Origin of the sequence: Rhizobium gallicum bv. gallicum R602sp (assembly GCF_000816845.1) — a bacterium.
In the GTDB taxonomy this organism is placed as follows: domain Bacteria; phylum Pseudomonadota; class Alphaproteobacteria; order Rhizobiales; family Rhizobiaceae; genus Rhizobium; species Rhizobium gallicum.
Genome location: NZ_CP006877.1, coordinates 4,044,621 through 4,060,579, shown reverse-complemented (window position 1 = coordinate 4,060,579; position 15,959 = coordinate 4,044,621). Strand labels below are relative to the sequence as shown.

General features: G+C 58.6%; 15 protein-coding genes, 1 tRNA gene and 1 pseudogene. 8 read left to right on the top strand and 9 right to left on the bottom strand.

All coding sequences use genetic code 11. The annotated features are described in order from the left end of the window. The first annotated feature begins 60 nt into the window (after positions 1–60). Positions 61–924: an endonuclease/exonuclease/phosphatase family protein gene (locus RGR602_RS19800; RefSeq protein ID WP_039846501.1), complete on the top strand. Its 864-nt coding sequence runs from the start codon at positions 61–63 to the stop codon at positions 922–924. A 38-nt stretch (positions 925–962) separates the two neighbouring features. On the opposite strand, the gene RGR602_RS19795 is transcribed toward RGR602_RS19800, so the two are convergent. The 4 genes from RGR602_RS19795 to rplU form a co-directional block, all read right to left on the bottom strand. Further along, on the bottom strand, positions 963–1,550 hold the full coding sequence (locus RGR602_RS19795; RefSeq protein WP_039846500.1) for a GNAT family N-acetyltransferase: 588 nt from the start codon (positions 1,548–1,550) through the stop codon (positions 963–965). Beyond that, on the bottom strand, positions 1,550–2,182 hold the full coding sequence (locus tag RGR602_RS19790) for a GNAT family N-acetyltransferase (RefSeq protein ID WP_039846499.1): 633 nt from the start codon (positions 2,180–2,182) through the stop codon (positions 1,550–1,552). The genes RGR602_RS19795 and RGR602_RS19790 overlap by 1 nt, the downstream gene beginning before the upstream one ends. A 124-nt stretch (positions 2,183–2,306) precedes the next feature. Beyond that, positions 2,307–2,576 carry a 50S ribosomal protein L27 gene (gene rpmA / locus RGR602_RS19785; RefSeq protein ID WP_022717527.1) on the bottom strand — a complete coding sequence of 90 codons (270 nt, stop codon included), beginning with the start codon at positions 2,574–2,576 and terminating at the stop codon, positions 2,307–2,309. A gap of 34 nt (positions 2,577–2,610) precedes the next feature. Next, complete coding sequence (rplU, locus tag RGR602_RS19780) at positions 2,611–2,928, bottom strand: 50S ribosomal protein L21 (RefSeq protein ID WP_039846498.1); 318 nt, start codon at positions 2,926–2,928, stop codon at positions 2,611–2,613. A gap of 302 nt (positions 2,929–3,230) precedes the next feature. Here rplU and RGR602_RS19775 point away from each other — a divergent pair. Next, positions 3,231–3,320 (top strand) — tRNA-Ser (locus tag RGR602_RS19775). A 142-nt stretch (positions 3,321–3,462) separates the two neighbouring features. Here RGR602_RS19775 and RGR602_RS19770 read toward each other — a convergent pair. The 4 genes from RGR602_RS19770 to RGR602_RS19750 all read right to left on the bottom strand — a co-directional run bounded on the left by RGR602_RS19770 (position 3,463) and on the right by RGR602_RS19750 (position 7,830). Then, the gene (locus RGR602_RS19770) at positions 3,463–3,774 is read right to left on the bottom strand and encodes a hypothetical protein (protein ID WP_039846497.1); all 312 of its coding nucleotides are present in this window, start codon (positions 3,772–3,774) and stop codon (positions 3,463–3,465) included. 525 nt (positions 3,775–4,299) lie between these two features. Continuing rightward, entirely contained in the window at positions 4,300–5,736 is a 1,437-nt protein-coding gene (locus RGR602_RS19760) for a DUF6880 family protein (protein WP_039846495.1), read from the bottom strand. A 570-nt stretch (positions 5,737–6,306) separates the two neighbouring features. Next, positions 6,307–7,551: a type II toxin-antitoxin system HipA family toxin gene (locus tag RGR602_RS19755; RefSeq protein WP_039846494.1), complete on the bottom strand. Its 1,245-nt coding sequence runs from the start codon at positions 7,549–7,551 to the stop codon at positions 6,307–6,309. 12 nt (positions 7,552–7,563) lie between these two features. Next, entirely contained in the window at positions 7,564–7,830 is a 267-nt protein-coding gene (locus tag RGR602_RS19750; protein WP_039846493.1) for a helix-turn-helix transcriptional regulator, read from the bottom strand. Between the two features lie 494 nt (positions 7,831–8,324). Between RGR602_RS19750 and RGR602_RS38505 the strand changes: the two are divergent. The 3 genes and pseudogenes from RGR602_RS38505 to RGR602_RS19735 all read left to right on the top strand — a co-directional run. Further along, positions 8,325–8,653, top strand: a pseudogene (locus tag RGR602_RS38505) (HEPN domain-containing protein); the annotation flags it as partial. A 205-nt stretch (positions 8,654–8,858) separates the two neighbouring features. After that, complete coding sequence (gene galE / locus RGR602_RS19740) at positions 8,859–9,839, top strand: UDP-glucose 4-epimerase GalE (protein WP_039846491.1); 981 nt, start codon at positions 8,859–8,861, stop codon at positions 9,837–9,839. Between the two features lie 10 nt (positions 9,840–9,849). Then, positions 9,850–11,367 (top strand): alkaline phosphatase family protein, encoded by a 1,518-nt coding sequence (locus RGR602_RS19735; protein WP_052451624.1) that lies wholly within the window; start codon positions 9,850–9,852, stop codon positions 11,365–11,367. A 4-nt stretch (positions 11,368–11,371) separates the two neighbouring features. On the opposite strand, the gene RGR602_RS19730 is transcribed toward RGR602_RS19735, so the two are convergent. Continuing rightward, on the bottom strand, positions 11,372–11,881 hold the full coding sequence (locus RGR602_RS19730) for a DUF1993 domain-containing protein (protein ID WP_039846490.1): 510 nt from the start codon (positions 11,879–11,881) through the stop codon (positions 11,372–11,374). Between the two features lie 331 nt (positions 11,882–12,212). On the opposite strand from RGR602_RS19730, the gene RGR602_RS19725 reads away from it, so the two are divergent. The 3 genes from RGR602_RS19725 (at position 12,213) to RGR602_RS19715 (ending at position 15,822) form a co-directional block, all read left to right on the top strand. Continuing rightward, positions 12,213–13,142: a sugar ABC transporter substrate-binding protein gene (locus RGR602_RS19725; RefSeq protein ID WP_039846489.1), complete on the top strand. Its 930-nt coding sequence runs from the start codon at positions 12,213–12,215 to the stop codon at positions 13,140–13,142. A gap of 78 nt (positions 13,143–13,220) precedes the next feature. Beyond that, positions 13,221–14,762: a sugar ABC transporter ATP-binding protein gene (locus RGR602_RS19720; RefSeq protein WP_039846488.1), complete on the top strand. Its 1,542-nt coding sequence runs from the start codon at positions 13,221–13,223 to the stop codon at positions 14,760–14,762. 34 nt (positions 14,763–14,796) lie between these two features. Then, complete coding sequence (locus RGR602_RS19715) at positions 14,797–15,822, top strand: ABC transporter permease (protein WP_039846487.1); 1,026 nt, start codon at positions 14,797–14,799, stop codon at positions 15,820–15,822. The last annotated feature ends 137 nt before the right edge of the window (positions 15,823–15,959 follow it).

Here is a 15,959-nt window from a genome sequence, read left to right as displayed (position 1 = left end):
TTACGCGCCCCATCCTGCCGCTTTCGATATAGGCGGTTCAAGCTAAGGTCAAAGATTATCGTGAAGTTTGCGAGCTATAACATACAGTACGGCTTCGGTCTTGATGGGATTTATGATCTTGGCCGTATTGCGGACAGCCTCGATGGCGCGGATATCATCGCGCTTCAGGAGGTGACCAGAGGGTTCGCGCGAAACGATTTTTCTGACATGGCGGCCGATCTCGCGGCCTTTTTTCCCAACCATTTCTGGGTCTATGGCCCGGCCTGCGATCTGCATGTCGACGTCGGTGAAGAAGGCTTTCCGCCGCGCGGCACGCGCTTCCAGTTCGGCAACATGATCCTTTCGCGTTGGCCGATCCTGTCGGCGCGCACCCTGCTTTTGCCCCGCAGCCGCACAGTTTCGAAAATCAATCTGCAGCGTGGGGCGAGCGAGGCCGTCATCGATACGCCGGAAGGCGCGTTTCGCGTCTATTCCGTTCATCTCGATCACGTTTCGCCCGACGAGCGTATCCGCCAGCTCGCCTATTTGAACGAGCGCATCAATGCGTTCCCGTTCGAGGGCGGTTGCCTGACGGGTGCCGGCGAATTCGAGATTGCGGATCTGCCGCTTCCGGAAGACTACGTCATCTTGGGTGATTTCAACATGGTGCCGGAATCGCCGGAATATTGCTCGTTTGCCGGGACGAGGGACGGATACTACGGCCGCGTGCCGCGCATCGGAACACCTGTCGATGCGCTGGCCGCTCTCGAAGCCTACGCGCCCGCAAGCTATAGCTGGATGGACCCGGAAAATCACGGCAGGCGAATGCATCTCGATTACTGCTTTGTCAGTTGCGGCCTGCATGGCCGCTTGAAATCTGCTCATGTGGACACAGCTTCGATGGGCTCCGACCATTTCCCCGTCTGGATCGAGATCGGCGGATAGGAAAACACCGCAGCGCGGGCTGCGGTGTCTTTGTCTGATCAGGCAGCCTTCGTGATCTGCAGGGCGCCGGGCTGAAGCACGGTTTCGACGTGCGATACCATGGTGTTTCGGGCGAAGCTGTAGATCTCCGCGCATCCCGTCATCCGGAAACCGAGCTTCTCCTGCAATCTCAGCGAGGCTGGATTGTCCGCGAACACGCCCGAATGAACAGCGCTTTCCGGCATCCGCCGGGAAAAGCGCTCCAGCACGGCTGCGACAGCCTCGCTCATATAGCCGCGCCGCCAAAAGTAGCGGTTGAGCCAGTAGCCAAGGTGCCAGCGGCCGTGGCGGAGTTCGACCGAGACGACGCCGATATGCGTGTCGTCGCCATCGGTGACCGCCAAGTGCCAATCCGGCAGACTGCCGGACGTCACGGGAACCAGCCAATCAAGCGCGTCCTGCCTGTCATAGGGCGCGGGCACGCGGGCAAGCATGCGGGTGATTGCGAAGTCGGACAGCGATTCCGCAATCGCATTCGCATCGGCCAGCCTGTGCGGGCGGAGCGTCAGCCGGGGCGTGGTGACGACCGGCACGGGGCCGGGCGTCACTTGCTCGCCCTTGGGTCGCTGCAAGAGGGCGGCGCTCATCACAGGTGCCCCCAACTTCTGAGCGACATCCAGGTCTTCCGGTCGAGCCGGTACCATTCCACGGGCACGTTGCTGCCGAGCGCCAGAGACGCGGCAAGGCCTGAGCCTTGGAACTGGAAGCCGCACTTCTGGATGACCCGCCGCGATGCGATGTTCATCACCCGGCAACGGGCGTCGATCTGATCGACGTTTTCGCGCGTGCGGAAGACCATATCGACCAGAGCGTGGCATGCTTCGGTCGTATAGCCTTGGTTCCAGTAGGGTTCACCGAGCCAATAGCCGATTTCGACGGTACGCCCGTCTGCATGCGGCTCAACTCCGCAGCACCCCATGAAGGCGCCGTTTTCAGCTTTGGTGATGGCATAGACGCACTTACCAATCTCGCCATTCTTCGTCCGACGCACGAAGTCGGCTGCATCATTGGCGGTATATGGGTGCGGCATACGCGATACCATTGTGGCGACTTTGGCGTTGTTGGCGAGATGGGAAAGGGCGTCAATGTCTTCCTCGTGGGGCGCGCGCATGACGAGCCTTTCCGATAACAAGACAGGGCAATCGGTCCTTAACCGCTCAGGCCTCAGCCGTTCTTGGGGTGACCTTGATTGGTCAACCCTTATCAGTTCGCCTTGCATGTTCAGTCCTCCTTATGGACAAAGAAAAAGGGGAGATGGCGCCCCATCTCCCCTGTTTTCTGGACTGAACCTGGTACGGCCAGCCGGGTCGATGAGACGCCGGCTGTTTTTGAGCGCTACCGGCTTATTCCGCTGCTTCCGCTTTCGGCATTACAGACACGTACACGCGACCATTGGCCTTCGTTCGGTAGTCCACATTGCCTGCCGTAAGCGCAAAAATGGTGTGGTCCTTCCCGAGGCCGACATTGGCGCCCGGATGCCACTGCGTACCGCGCTGACGCACGATAATGTTGCCTGCGATGACGGCTTCGCCGCCGAACTTCTTCACGCCAAGGCGCTTAGATTCGGAATCACGACCGTTACGCGACGAACCGCCAGCTTTTTTGTGTGCCATTGGAGTTCTCCTTTAAACCTTTAGTCCCGTGATCTTACTTGGCAGCCACGATGTCCGTGATGCGGACGACCGTGTGATGCTGGCGATGGCCGCGCGAACGCTTCGAGTTCTGACGGCGGCGCTTCTTGAAGGCGATGACCTTCTTGCCGCGGTTGTGCTCGACCACTTCGGCCTTGACGGAAGCGCCCTTGACGAAGGGAGCACCAATCGCAGCGTCGGCGCCTTCGCCGATTACGAGGACTTCGGTAAATTCGATGGAGTCGCCAGCGGTGGCTTCAAGCTTCTCGATGGTCAGCACGTCGTTGGCTGCCACACGGTACTGCTTACCGCCGGTCTTGATGACTGCGAACATTTTTTATCCTTTCATGTTCGATCCAGCTCTCCCCGCAAACCGCGGGTGGCTGTCTTCTTATCAGTCGAAGTTAAGCAGGGATTTCAGGGCGTTCGCCCGGAACTCTGTCTGCCGGTGAAACCCCGCGCGGACGCGAGGCTGGCAAGGCACGGACTTCTCCATGCCTATTGCGTGAGCGAGATACGCGAGTGTCAAAAAGCTGTCAAGGCAAAAGGATGAAAAGCTTTACAATTTCGTCTTGCCAGCCTGCCTTTTGATCGCTATGAGACAGCCCGCGCGAAACAAGCGCCAACCAGCACCGCGGAGAGGTGGCAGAGTGGTTGAATGCACCGCACTCGAAATGCGGCATGCCTGCAAGGGCATCGGGGGTTCGAATCCCCCCCTCTCCGCCAGATTTCTTTGAATTCCAGTTAGATAATCATATTTCCCTGGGCTCTGAATGCGATACTGCAGAGGCGCGATCACGACCCTCACACGGGCACGCCGACCGCGCTCCCGTTTTAGCGAGCCTCTATGCAGCCGCTGTGATGCGATTCAGCCGAAGCTCTCGACTGCCCTCTCAATCCCGGGCCGGGACTTCGCCAGGTCATCGCGGTTCATGACCGCCTTGATCTCAACACTGGCATCAAACGCAAGGAACCATGGCTCGGCAACGGCCGGAATCTCCGACGTGTCCGTCATGTCGAAGAAAATCAGGCCCGTTCTTTTTCCATCGAATTCAGTGAAGTAGGCCGCTTCGGGTTTGAGATCAGCAAGGATGGATTGAATCTTGGTGACGAGGCTGCCATCTTTGATTGCTGCGTTTCCCTTGTCAACGGGAAGCGAAACCTTGAGCATCATTCGCATTTCTATTCTCCTTTTCCCTGCACATGTATGTTCAGCGACGCCTCATGCCCGACGAGCGGGCCGAGGCCGTGCTTAACGCTTCTTTAAGTGTCTTCGAATGTAAGAATGTAATGATATACGTCGCCGCTGCTTTTATTCTAGCGTGTTTCGTTACCTGGGATTTTGCCGAGAAAGCGATCCTTCTCTTTGGCGGCTCTGAATACCATCACTCTTTATGCGAGGCAGCCATCTCGGGTTCTACAAAGGCTAGCGGCTCGACAATAAGTCGCACGCTTCCTTATTCCATACGCATTGGAATCTGGGAGATTTGGATTTTCTGACTTTCGTTTCAGGGTTTCTGCCGCCTTTATCGGCGCGCTAAATGGAGCCCAGGCTTTCGCCAAAAAGCTTTGATGCGCCGGATAGTCCTTGGCTCAATCCCGGGGGGTGTCCTACGCGTGATCTTCAACATCGGCTGGAGATCACCTGGCGACAACCAGAAGACTAAGAGGGCGCCTGGCCGGTGCCGATGCAGACGATCCTTCGTCACTGTCCTGCGGCCGTCCAGAATCCGGTCTTCTTCGCGTGCTTAACCTTCAGATCTGCAACATAGGCGGGATGTGACGTAAAAGTGTCGAAGTCGCCAATCTTCGTCGACAGTCGTTCACATTCAACGAGATGTCGCGCGGCAAAGCGATAGCGACTGGATTTCGCTCGATCGAGCGTAAAGTCGATCATAGCCCGCAGGACGATGGTCGCTGCCAACGGATACTTCTCCTGCAGATGCTCGGACGCCGGTGTCAACAGCTCGTAGTGATCGCCATCAAGTTCGGCTGCACGCGCGCGAACGAGCGTCGCTGCCTTGTCGAGCGCCGGCCATGACAGCAGGAAGGCGAGCGCCTGATGGACGTCCGAGAAGCGGCTCACACAATCGAAGGCGTTTTCCTCTGCTTCGAGATCCTCGAAATCGGGTAGGCGCTTCAGAAAAGCTCGCAGGTGCCGCTCGTTCAGCGATTGTTCAAAGCACTGCCAACGAAATGCCTGCGCTTCGTCCCTCCGCTTCAGAGCTTCAAGCACATCGAGGTGGGCCTTTTCCCACTCGAAGGGGGGTTGTCGGCCTTTCATCTCAACGCGATTGATGGCATCCCATGCCTCTCCGGCCCGGCCCGCCTTCAGCAGACGCTGGGCGATTTCTGCTGCAATCACCGGCACGGATCTCGCCTGCTCGCTCTGCTGCGCGATGAATGAATCAACGTCGCCCTGGGCGTCGGCGATCTGCTCCAATGCTGACCTGATGGTTCTGTCGCGATGGCGGAGGTTGATTTCGTCTTCGCAAACCAGGCCACTGTTTGCCCAACCGATCACGACAAGGCCTGCCTCAGTCGGCGCATCGACCGGCGCTTTTGCCCAATCGTCGAACAACGACTTCAGCCGGTCGAGGCCTTCCGTACCCAGCGCCGGCGACAGGTTCTCGATCAGGCGATCATACTGTCCGTAGCCATTGTCCTGCAGCGCGCGGAAGGTTTGTTCGCCGAGCAGGCGCGGGTCCGGTCTTGCCGCGCTCGCTATCGTGCCCAGATCAATGCAGGCCTGATGAAACATATTCATGATCGTGCCGTTGCCATCGTCGCATCGCTCGAAAATCGAACGCGCTAGGCTCATGAAGCGCCACATCACCTCCAGGGCCTCGTCCGGATCGCTGCGGGCGATCGTATCAACGATCACGTGCCGCTGCGTCTCCAGATCGCTCTTCAAGGCCTTCACCCGGCGCCAGTTGATCATGGAGCGGGAGCGCTCGATCGATGAAAGCCGCTTTGTTACTTCCCTTGCAACTTCAGCGCTGCTCTGCGTTCCGGCGAGCTCGATCCGCAGCCGGCGTTTGGTCGCGGCGCTGCCCGTGCTGATCTCGATCAGCAACTCGGCGAGCCTCTCGGCGCCCAGCACTTCCAGGTTTTTGGCGTTCAGCGTCGTTTTCGGTGCCATCCATTTTTCCAAGATTTCCGTCGTTAAGAACCATATACGCCGGTAGCATTCAGGGCGACAACAGCAGTTGGGCGATGCCACGAGCATCGTTTTAGTCAGTCTTATTGCGCATGGCGAAATGAGCGGCATTGACCTGGCGAGCCTCCATGCAAACAACATCAAAAACCGGCCTCCATCAAACCACAGGTCAGATGTTGAGTGAGCGTGCCGGCTTCCAGCCCTGGTGGATCAGTTCGCCAAACTCGCGCAGGCACCGAACGAGGCACGTCGGATGGGACCGCTCAAGCCGAACCTTCCCGTTCCGGTCCACAATGCAAATCGCCACTGATCGCAACGAGAACGTCCAAAGCAGCATAAAACATCGTCGTTTCCCTTCATCGCGGCAAAGCCGGGATTGTAGTGGGAGCTTACCCTTGTGGGAGCGAGCGCCCAATTACACATGCTTTTGGCCAGGGCCGTGCAAGGAATAAACACGGGGTCATGCGGAGCGTTGCCCGGTGGAATTTCTGAAAATTTTTTGCCGAGCGATTTTCGGCACATCAATATTGTATTTCTTGTGCCGCCGTCTGTTCAGCCGCGAATCTGGCGTTCGATCCGTCCGCATCGTTTCTTGACAAGGAAGGCAAGGCTGGACCCGGATTCCCTGTCCGAAACCGGATAGGAAAGCACCTGCGTCAGCGCCTCATTCGCCCTGGACGCGACTAGCCCGGCGAGCTCCTCCACGCGTCGCGTGACCATAGCGGGACTGAGGCCTGTATCGGAGGCGAACTGACGCCAGTCCTTTCCATGAAGCTCATCCGCATTCCGCCTGGTCCCCAGTCTCTGCGGCAGGGACTGGTCGATCTGACGGTAGGGTGCCGCACACATCAGATCGTAGAGGGGCGCAAGTCTCGCGGTACCGGATGCGCCGATGAGCACCGAATAGTTCTTGGCATGCGAATCCGAATTGCAGATCAGGACGTTGAAGATCACCGCGTCGAGCAGTCGAAGGCGTTCTGCCGGCGAGACAAGGCGCGCGAGCGCCTCGAACATCTGCGGGAGGGATGCGCCAATGCGCCGTCCGAGACCGGTCTGCTCGTATTTCTCCGCAGGGAAGAGCCCCAGCAGCTGGCAGAAGTCTTCTTGGTGTATCCGGCGAACGATGCCTTGCACATCTGCGATCCGGTCATAGCGTCTGACAAGGAGATAATCCCGCTCTCCTGCCCGACCGGTCGTCACCTCTGCGGCCTCGAGACCGCAAAGCCTGGCGAGGGTCATGCAGAAGGCTTCGTTCGTGACACTACCCGCAAGACGCCTGATGTCGGGTTTCAGGATATGGGTCGATGGGGTACCGTCCAGCGGAATGGCGATCCTGCCGTCCGCGTTGATGAAGACGGGCAGCTTGTCCTGCACGCCAGCAAGGGACATCGAGACGCCTCTCTCGCCGATCAGGAACGGCCGTTCCGGCAGTTCATTGATGATGCGCTCGAGCGCTTCCGCATCATCGACGACTCGGAAATTGTTTCCGTCTCGACGGGGCTCCCCGATCGAGAACGCACCTGCGGTATCACGCCCAACGCGCATGAGCAGGCCGAGGACATCCTGCGGCGAGACCTTCAGTTGCTGACCGATCTCGGAAAGGTGTGCCTCCGGCAGAAGATTGGCGAGCCATGGCATGACCTTTTCAGGTCCGTGACTGCCTTCGCGCAACGGCATGGTGAGCGATAGCGGAAAGGCGGACTGCCGTTTTTCCCACTCGGCATCATATGCAAGCGAGAGGCCATCATCATCGGTGAGATACGCGACGGGCCAGTTCTCGTAGTAGATGGTGGTCAAGGCGGCACCTGATCAGGAGAAGCGTGGGAGATATCCGAGATCGTCATCCGGGCTTGAAGCAGCAGAGGGCGTCATTGACTTCAGGTCGCCGAGATCCAGACCGACCGTCCGGGCCGCGATCAAAGCCTTTTCGAGATGGCAACTCGGCTTGCCGTTCTCCAGGTCGACGATGAAGCGTTCACCGGTGCCGCATCGTTCCGCAAGCTGAATTTGGGTCCATCCGAGCGTTTTCCTGCGTTCCCGGACCAACGCTCCGAATTCCGAGGCAGAACGGATCATGACAATTCTCCTGAACAGAGTTCGGCTTACCATACAGGAAGAAAACTCGAAAATCCCCAAAAACTTACCGATAGGGAAGCCTGCGCCTCAGACCGCGAGAAACTTCCTGATCGGGAAGTCATGCGTGTGACGCGGAGCCGAACGACGGTGCGACAACCGATATCCGTCACTCAGAAGAAAGGGATGCAGACGATCGATCGGAACGAGCGCGCCATCATCACTGGCGCCCGCAATGCCCGGGCAGTTGATTGTATATGAACATGCGTCTTTTTTTCACACATTTTAAATACTCTTCGCCGGATCTCGATGCTCACCGAACTGGAGGCGATCGAGGTAATTAAAGGCACTAGCCGCGAATAGGTCCTGGCTCGCCAATCATCGCGCATATGAGGCACAGTGTAGGCCGTCCAGGGGCACCGCTGTGAGCTGTGGCGTGAACCGGAAAAGAAGGTGAGGATTCTGGCTGATCCGCGATAGTAGGCGGCGTTTTGCGCCACCAGGCCGTTGAAACTGCCTACTCTTGCCTGCTTCTCATCCTAACCAATTACAGCCCACCATCGCACAATCTAAAATTCCTGCGGGGGCTGGCCGAAGATCAGGACCGTCGGCTCGTCGAGGCATGGCCGCGCGACCAGCACCGCCATAGCGCCTGGTACAACATCCTCAACGAAGCCTATGTGAAAGCACGCTATTTGAAGCACTTCGATATCACCGAGGACGCGTTAGGCTGGCTACTTGAGCGGAGGGAACACATTACCGGCTCGTCGAGACCGCGTGTAAGGAGCGTCTGACGGAACTCGAACGAGCAAGCGGCGAAAACTGACAGCGCCTCCCGCTTTTGCTTCCTCGGCGATGAGAGTGTGTAGCGCTGCCCGACCAGAATTTTTCCGGCGCCGTTTGTCCGGTGCCGCAGAGCTTTTGCGGACATCGCCATGGTGCGCTGCAGCACGTTTTGCGGATTCCTTCTTTTTCTTGCCGTCGATCTCCTCTAAGTCTTCTCATATCCGATGCGGCAACAAAGGTGAAAAATGGCAGGTGAAACTGTTCTCGTGGTCGGCGGAGCCGGCTATATCGGCTCTCATACGTGCCTCGATCTGGCGAACAAGGGTTACAAACCCGTCGTCTTCGACAATTTCTCGAATGGTCATCGCGAGTTTGTCAGGTGGGGACCCGCCGAGGAGGGCGATATTCGTGATCGTTCCCGGCTCGAGGAGGTGCTGGCCAAGCACAAGCCGTCGGCGATCTTGCATTTTGCAGCGCTGATCGAAGTCGGCGAATCGGTGAAGGATCCTGTTTCCTTCTACGAGAACAATGTCATCGGGACGCTGACTCTGCTTTCGGCCGCGCAGGCCGCAGGCATCAAGGCTTTCGTCTTCTCATCCACCTGCGCGACATACGGGCTGCCGCAGAGCGTGCCGCTTGACGAGACGCACCGGCAGGTGCCGATCAATCCCTACGGGCGGACGAAGTATATCGTCGAGCAGGCGCTCGCCGATTACGACCAGTACAAGGGTCTCCGATCCGTAATCCTGCGGTATTTCAATGCGGCGGGCGCGGATTTCGAAGGACGGATAGGCGAGTGGCATCAGCCCGAAACCCATGCCATTCCGCTTGCGATCGATGCGGCACTCGGGCGCCGGCAGGGTTTCAAGGTCTTCGGCAGCGACTACGATACACGCGATGGCACCTGCGTGCGGGACTATATCCACGTGCTCGATCTGGCGGATGCGCATGTGCGCGCCGTCGAATATCTGTTGAAGGGCGGCGATTCCGTTGCGCTAAACCTCGGTACGGGGACGGGCACGACCGTGAAGGAACTGCTCGGGGCGATCGAAGATGTGTCAAAGCGCCCTTTCCCCGTCGAATATATCGGGCGCCGGGAGGGCGATTCGCACACGCTGGTTGCCAATAACGACAAGGCTCGCGATGTGCTTGGCTGGGCACCGCAATATGATCTTTCGCAGATCATCCAGTCGGCCTGGAACTGGCATTCCAGATCCAATCACTGAGGCGGCTTTCATGACGCGGCCGAACGTCCTACTCATCACCGCGGATCAATGGCGCGGTGATTGCCTTTCGGTCGCCGGCCACGCCTGTGTCAGGACGCCGAATGTCGACGCGCTGGCGAGGGAGGGTGTGCTTTTTCGCAATCACTTCGCCGGCGCGGCACCCTGTTCTCCGGCGCGGGCGACGCTTTATACCGGCCTTTACCAGATGAACCACCGGGTTTGCCGGAACGGCTCGCCGCTCGACCGCCGCTTCGACAATCTGGCGCTGGCGGCAAGGCGTGCCGGCTATGACCCGGCCTTGTTCGGCTATACGGATACTGCGCCTGACCCGCGCGAACTTGATCGGAACGACCCGCACCTTGAGACCTACGAAGGTCTGCTGCCAGGATTTACCGCGCGCCAGCTCCTGCCCGAGCATGAGAAGCAGTGGCTTTCGTGGTTGCGCTCACGCGGGCATCGCGATGCAGTCAGCCGGGACTTCCATGTTCCGCCCGGTGCCGCCCGCGGCGAAATTTCGTCGGAACCGACCGCTTACTCCAGGCAAGAAACGCAGACTGCGTTTCTTGCCGGCGAATTCATTCGCTGGCTCGGCGAACAGGATGCCTCGTGGTTTGCCCACGTTTCCTTCCTGCGGCCACATCCGCCATTTTCGGTGCCTGAGCCCTTCGGCAGGATGTTCAAACCGGACGACGGACCGGAGTTTTCTCGAGGGAAAAGCCGTGAGATCGAAGAGGCGCTGCATCCTTATCTTGGCTATTCGATGCCGAAGAATGACAAGGGCAGCTTCATATATGGCGCCGAGGGTTCGGTCAGCGACTGGGGAGCCCGGGATTTCTCGGCGATCCGGGCGATCTATTACGGGATGATTGCCGAGGTGGATGCGCAGCTCGGCCGGATCTGGCAGGCGCTGAAGGATGCCGGCGTGTGGGAGGATACGATCGTCATCTTCACCTCCGACCATGCCGAGATGATGGGCGATCACTGGACGCTTGGAAAAGGCGGCTTTTTTGATGGCAGCTATCACATTCCCCTGGTCATCCGCGACCCGAGAGCGGCGGCGAGAGGTCATGTGGTCCAGCGCTTCACGAGTGCGGCCGATATCTTTCCAACGCTTTGCGACAGCTTGGGCGTCGAGACGGCCAACCATGTCGACGGCCGCTCATTGCGCTCGTTCATCGATCATAAAGATGCGATCGACTGGCGGGAGGCGGCATTCTGGGAATTTGATTTCCGCGACATTGCCAATGGCGAAGCGGAGCGCCACTTCGGCCTGAAATCGAACCAGTGCAATCTCGCGGTCATCCGGGACGAGTGGTTCAAATATGTGCATTTTGCCGCCCTGCCGCCGCTGCTCTTCGATCTGAAGGCCGACCCGATGGAGCTCAACAATCTCGCTCCCGATCCAGCCTACGCGGCGACGCGCCTGGAGTTCGCCGAGAGGCTGTTATCGCTGCGAGCGCGGCATCTCGACCAGACGCTCGCCTATACGGAACTGACGAAAGAAGGGCCGGTCACGCGCCGGCCCTGATTAGTCAGGAGAAGCGGCCAAGATAATCAATCTTGCCGACCGGCACGCCCTGATTGCGCAGGATCGCGTGTGCCGTCGCGACGTGAAAATAAAAGTTCGGCAGTGCGAAGGTCGCGACATATTCGTCGCCGCGGAAGGTCATCTTGTTGCCGCCGGGCGCGATCGTCACTTCATTCGTTTCTGTGCCTTCGAGCGCTTGCGGCGCAATCGTCGCGAGATAGGCTTCGGTCTTTCCGATGCGCTCGCGCAGTTCGGCGATCGTCGTTTCGCTGTCCTCGAATTTCGGCGCTTCGGTCGCGGTCAGGCGGGCGACTGCAAGCTTGGCGCTGTCACTCGCGCGTTGATATTGGCCCGATAGCGGCAGCATATCGGGCGCAAGCCTGGCAGCGACCAGTTCATTCGGATCAATCCCTTTTTCCTTTGCGTAAGCCTCGGCCTTTTCGAGGTAGTTTTTGAGTGTCGTAAGCCCGCGCTGAAACATCGGAACGGTCAGGCGGTACATGGAAGTGGACATGGCTTCTCCTTGGGGATTTTTCGTCGGGCAGCGGTTTTTATCGTTGCGTCCGCACATTTAGGCGCGCGCTGTAACGATTTCATCGGCCTGCGCGCCCATAGCTTCATATTTCCAGTGCGGCTTTCGGTCTTCACTTCCTTAAAAAGAGTTGACGCCGCCTGTGGAAAATGGAATGAATATTCCGCGAAACAAATTTTACGGTTTGTTTGTTCCGTTTTGACGGAAACTGCGGAACGGGAGTGGCAGCGTGACGTAATACGACTTTTGGGCAGCGCCCAAAGTTCCGGCGTGAGGAGGGTGCAGCCGGACACCGCTTTGTGGAGGAAATAAAATGAGAAAGTTTATCCTGGGCACTGCGATGGCGCTCGTCATGTCGACGGCGGCTCACGCGGAAACCGTCGGCGTTTCCATGGCGCTTTTCGATGACAACTTCCTGACCGTTCTGCGCAACGGCATGCAGGATTACGCCAAGACGCTGGATGGCGTAACGCTGCAGGTTGAAGACGCCCAGAACGACGTCGCCAAGCAGCAGAGCCAGATCCAGAATTTCATCGCATCCAAGGTCGACGCCATCATCGTTAATCCGGTCGATACCGATGCCACCACCGCCATGTCGAAAATCGCTGCCGATGCCGGAATTCCGCTCGTCTACGTGAACCGCGAGCCGGTGAATGTCGATACGCTTCCGGACAAGCAGGCCTTCGTCGCTTCCAATGAACAGGAGTCCGGCACGCTGGAAACGAAGGAAGTCTGCCGCCTTCTCGGTGGCAAGGGCAAGGCTGTCGTCATGATGGGCGAGCTTTCCAACCAGGCTGCCCGCATGCGTACCAAGGACGTCCATGACGTCGTCGCGACCGACGAATGCAAAGGCATCGAGATCGTCGAAGAGCAGACGGCCAACTGGTCCCGCACCCAGGGTTCGGATCTGATGACCAACTGGCTCTCCAGCGGCATAGAATTCGATGCCGTCATCTCGAACAACGACGAAATGGCAATCGGTGCGATTCAGGCGCTCAAGGCTGCCGGCAAGGATCTTAGCAAGATCGTCATCGGCGGCGTCGATGCCACACAGGATGCGCTCGCCGCCATGCAGGCCGGCGACCTCGACGTGACGGTGTTCCAGGACGCTGCAGGTCAGGGCAAGGGCTCGCTTGATGCGGCTCTGAAGCTCGCCAAGGGCGAAAAGGTCGAGAAGAAGGTCTATATTCCCTTCCAGCTCGTCACGCCGGAAAACGTCAAGGACTTCGTTGCCAAGAACTGAGGCGAAGAAATTGCGGATGCGGGCCAAGCCGGCTCGCATCCGCTTCGTCCGTCGTCGGATATCCGGAGAGGAGATGAGATGGCTGTCAGCCCTTCCACTATGGCCGCTGTTCGTGCAAGCGGAGCGATTCCGAACGCGGAATATCTCCTGAGTGCCGAAGGCATCCGCAAGGAATTTCCCGGTGTTGTCGCACTCGATGATGTGCAGTTCCGGCTGAAGCGCGGCTCCGTGCATGCGCTGATGGGGGAGAACGGCGCCGGCAAGTCGACATTGATGAAGATATTGGCCGGCATCTATACGCCGGACAAGGGCGACGTGCACCTGAAGGGCATGGAGATCCGCCTCAAATCGCCGCTCGATGCGCTGGAAAACGGCATCGCCATGATCCATCAGGAACTGAACCTGATGCCTTTCATGACAGTTGCTGAAAACATCTGGATCCGCCGCGAGCCCAAGAACCGGTTCGGCTTCGTCGACCATGGGGAAATGTACCGGATGACCGAAGAGCTTTTCCATAGGCTCAACATAACCATCGATCCTGACATCGAGGTTCGGCACCTCTCGGTCGCAAGCCGTCAGATGGTCGAGATCGCCAAGGCGGTTTCCTATAATTCCGACGTGCTCATCATGGACGAACCGACTTCGGCGCTTACCGAGCGCGAAGTGGCGCATCTCTTTGAGATCATCCGCGGTCTGAAGGTGCAGGGTATCGGGATCGTCTACATCACCCACAAGATGAACGAGCTGTTCGAGATTGCCGATGAGTTTTCGGTGTTTCGTGACGGCAAATATATCGGCACGCATGCATCGACCGATGTGACGCGCAACGACATCATCCGGATGATGGTCGGCCGCGAGATCACGCAGATGTTCCCGAAGGAAGTAGTTCCGATCGGCGACGTGGTGCTGTCGGCCAAGAATCTCAGTCTCGACAATGTCTTCCATGAGGTTTCCTTCGACGTACGCGCGGGCGAAATCCTCGGTGTTGCAGGCCTCGTGGGCTCTGGCCGTTCGAACGTTGCCGAGACGCTGTTCGGCGTAACGCCGGCAAGCTCCGGCACGATCGAGCTTTTCGGCAAGAAGGTCGATATCAGCTCGCCGACGGTGGCGATCAGGAATCACATGGCGTTCCTCACGGAGGACCGGAAAGATACGGGCTGCCTGCTGATCCTCAACGTGCTCGAGAACATGCAGATTGCCGTCCTGCAGGACAAATTCGTCAAGGGCGGCTTCGTGCAGGAAGGCGCGATAGAAGCGACATGCGAGGACATGGCGCGCAGGCTGCGCGTCAAGACGCCGAACCTCGATGAACGCGTCGAGAACCTGTCGGGAGGCAACCAGCAAAAGGTGCTGATTGGGCGCTGGCTGCTGACCAACCCGCGCATCCTCATTCTCGATGAGCCGACGCGCGGTATCGATGTCGGCGCCAAGGCGGAAATCCACAAACTCGTGACGGAGATGGCCCGAAACGGCGTCGCGGTCATCATGATCTCGTCGGAGATGCCGGAAGTGCTCGGCATGAGTGACCGCATCATGGTCATGCATGAAGGACGCGTGACTGGTTTTCTCAATCGCGACGAAGCAACGCAAGTCAAGGTGATGGAGCTCGCCGCGCAGTGATTGCGGCCCAATCAATCGCCGGAGGGAGGTTAACATGAATACTGAGGCAGCCGAAAGCCAGGCCCCGCTCGCAACACGGCCGAGGCGGCACCGCGTGCCGCCGGAGCTCACCATCTTCCTGGTGCTGATCGGTATTGCGCTTGTTTACGAAATTCTCGGCTGGATTTTCGTCGGCCAGAGTTTCTTGATGAATCCGCAACGCCTGACGATCATGATCCTGCAGGTGTCGGTGATCGGCATTATTTCGGTTGGTGTTACACAGGTGATCATCACCGGCGGGATCGACCTGTCCTCCGGCTCCGTCGTCGGCATGACGGCTATGATCGCGGCGAGTTTCGCCCAAGCATCGACATGGCCGCGGGCGCTTTATCCAGGCCTGACCGACATGCCGTTTTTCGTGCCTATCGGCGTCGGCCTGCTGATCGGCCTCTTGGCCGGCTACATCAACGGACAGTTGATCGCCAAGACAAAGATTCCGCCCTTCATCGCTACGCTCGGGATGATGGTCTCGGCGCGCGGTCTTTCCAAATGGTACACGAAAGGCCAGCCGGTATCAGGGCTTACGGATCAGTTCAATTTCATCGGCACGGGCATCTGGCCGGTCGTCGTTTTCCTTGTCGTTGCGCTGATCTTCCACATCGCCCTTCGCTATACGCGCTACGGCAAGTTCACTTATGCAATCGGTGCGAATGTGCAGGCGGCGCGTGTTTCCGGGATCAATGTCGAAGCACACCTGATCAAGGTCTATGCGATCGCCGGCCTTCTGGCAGGTCTTGCCGGCGTCGTCACGGCGGCTCGGGCTCAAACGGCACAGGCCGGCATGGGCGTGATGTACGAACTCGATGCGATCGCCGCTGCCGTTATCGGGGGCACGTCGCTGACGGGCGGCGTCGGCCGCATCACCGGTACGGTGATCGGCACGGTCATTCTCGGCGTGATGACGTCGGGCTTCACCTTCCTGCGGGTGGACGCCTATTACCAGGAGATCGTCAAAGGCGTGATCATCGTGGCGGCCGTCATCGTTGACGTCTACCGACAGAAGAAGCGGACAAAGCACTGATCGGGAATGGGGCCTTCGGGCCCCGTTTTCATTTCAAGCCTAGGCGCGTTTACCCATTCGCTATAAATTTCTGAGAAGGGGGCTGGCCAATTCTGCCAGCTTTTCTATTCTGCACGCTTGTCATTTGCTCGGCAGGG

Excerpts from the sequence above, each read along its gene's own strand:
- RGR602_RS19795 (WP_039846500.1), bottom strand. The coding sequence starts at position 1,550 with ATGAGCGCCGCCCTCTTGCAGCGACCCAAGGGCGAGCAAGTGACGCCC.
- RGR602_RS19790 (WP_039846499.1), bottom strand. The coding sequence starts at position 2,182 with ATGCAAGGCGAACTGATAAGGGTTGACCAATCAAGGTCACCCCAAGAA.
- rpmA (WP_022717527.1), bottom strand. The coding sequence starts at position 2,576 with ATGGCACACAAAAAAGCTGGCGGTTCGTCGCGTAACGGTCGTGATTCC.
- rplU (WP_039846498.1), bottom strand. The coding sequence starts at position 2,928 with ATGTTCGCAGTCATCAAGACCGGCGGTAAGCAGTACCGTGTGGCAGCC.
- RGR602_RS19770 (WP_039846497.1), bottom strand. The coding sequence starts at position 3,774 with ATGCGAATGATGCTCAAGGTTTCGCTTCCCGTTGACAAGGGAAACGCA.
- RGR602_RS19760 (WP_039846495.1), bottom strand. The coding sequence starts at position 5,736 with ATGGCACCGAAAACGACGCTGAACGCCAAAAACCTGGAAGTGCTGGGC.
- RGR602_RS19750 (WP_039846493.1), bottom strand. The coding sequence starts at position 7,830 with ATGATCCGTTCTGCCTCGGAATTCGGAGCGTTGGTCCGGGAACGCAGG.
- galE (WP_039846491.1), top strand. The coding sequence starts at position 8,859 with ATGGCAGGTGAAACTGTTCTCGTGGTCGGCGGAGCCGGCTATATCGGC.
- RGR602_RS19735 (WP_052451624.1), top strand. The coding sequence starts at position 9,850 with ATGACGCGGCCGAACGTCCTACTCATCACCGCGGATCAATGGCGCGGT.
- RGR602_RS19730 (WP_039846490.1), bottom strand. The coding sequence starts at position 11,881 with ATGTCCACTTCCATGTACCGCCTGACCGTTCCGATGTTTCAGCGCGGG.
- RGR602_RS19725 (WP_039846489.1), top strand. The coding sequence starts at position 12,213 with ATGAGAAAGTTTATCCTGGGCACTGCGATGGCGCTCGTCATGTCGACG.
- RGR602_RS19720 (WP_039846488.1), top strand. The coding sequence starts at position 13,221 with ATGGCTGTCAGCCCTTCCACTATGGCCGCTGTTCGTGCAAGCGGAGCG.
- RGR602_RS19715 (WP_039846487.1), top strand. The coding sequence starts at position 14,797 with ATGAATACTGAGGCAGCCGAAAGCCAGGCCCCGCTCGCAACACGGCCG.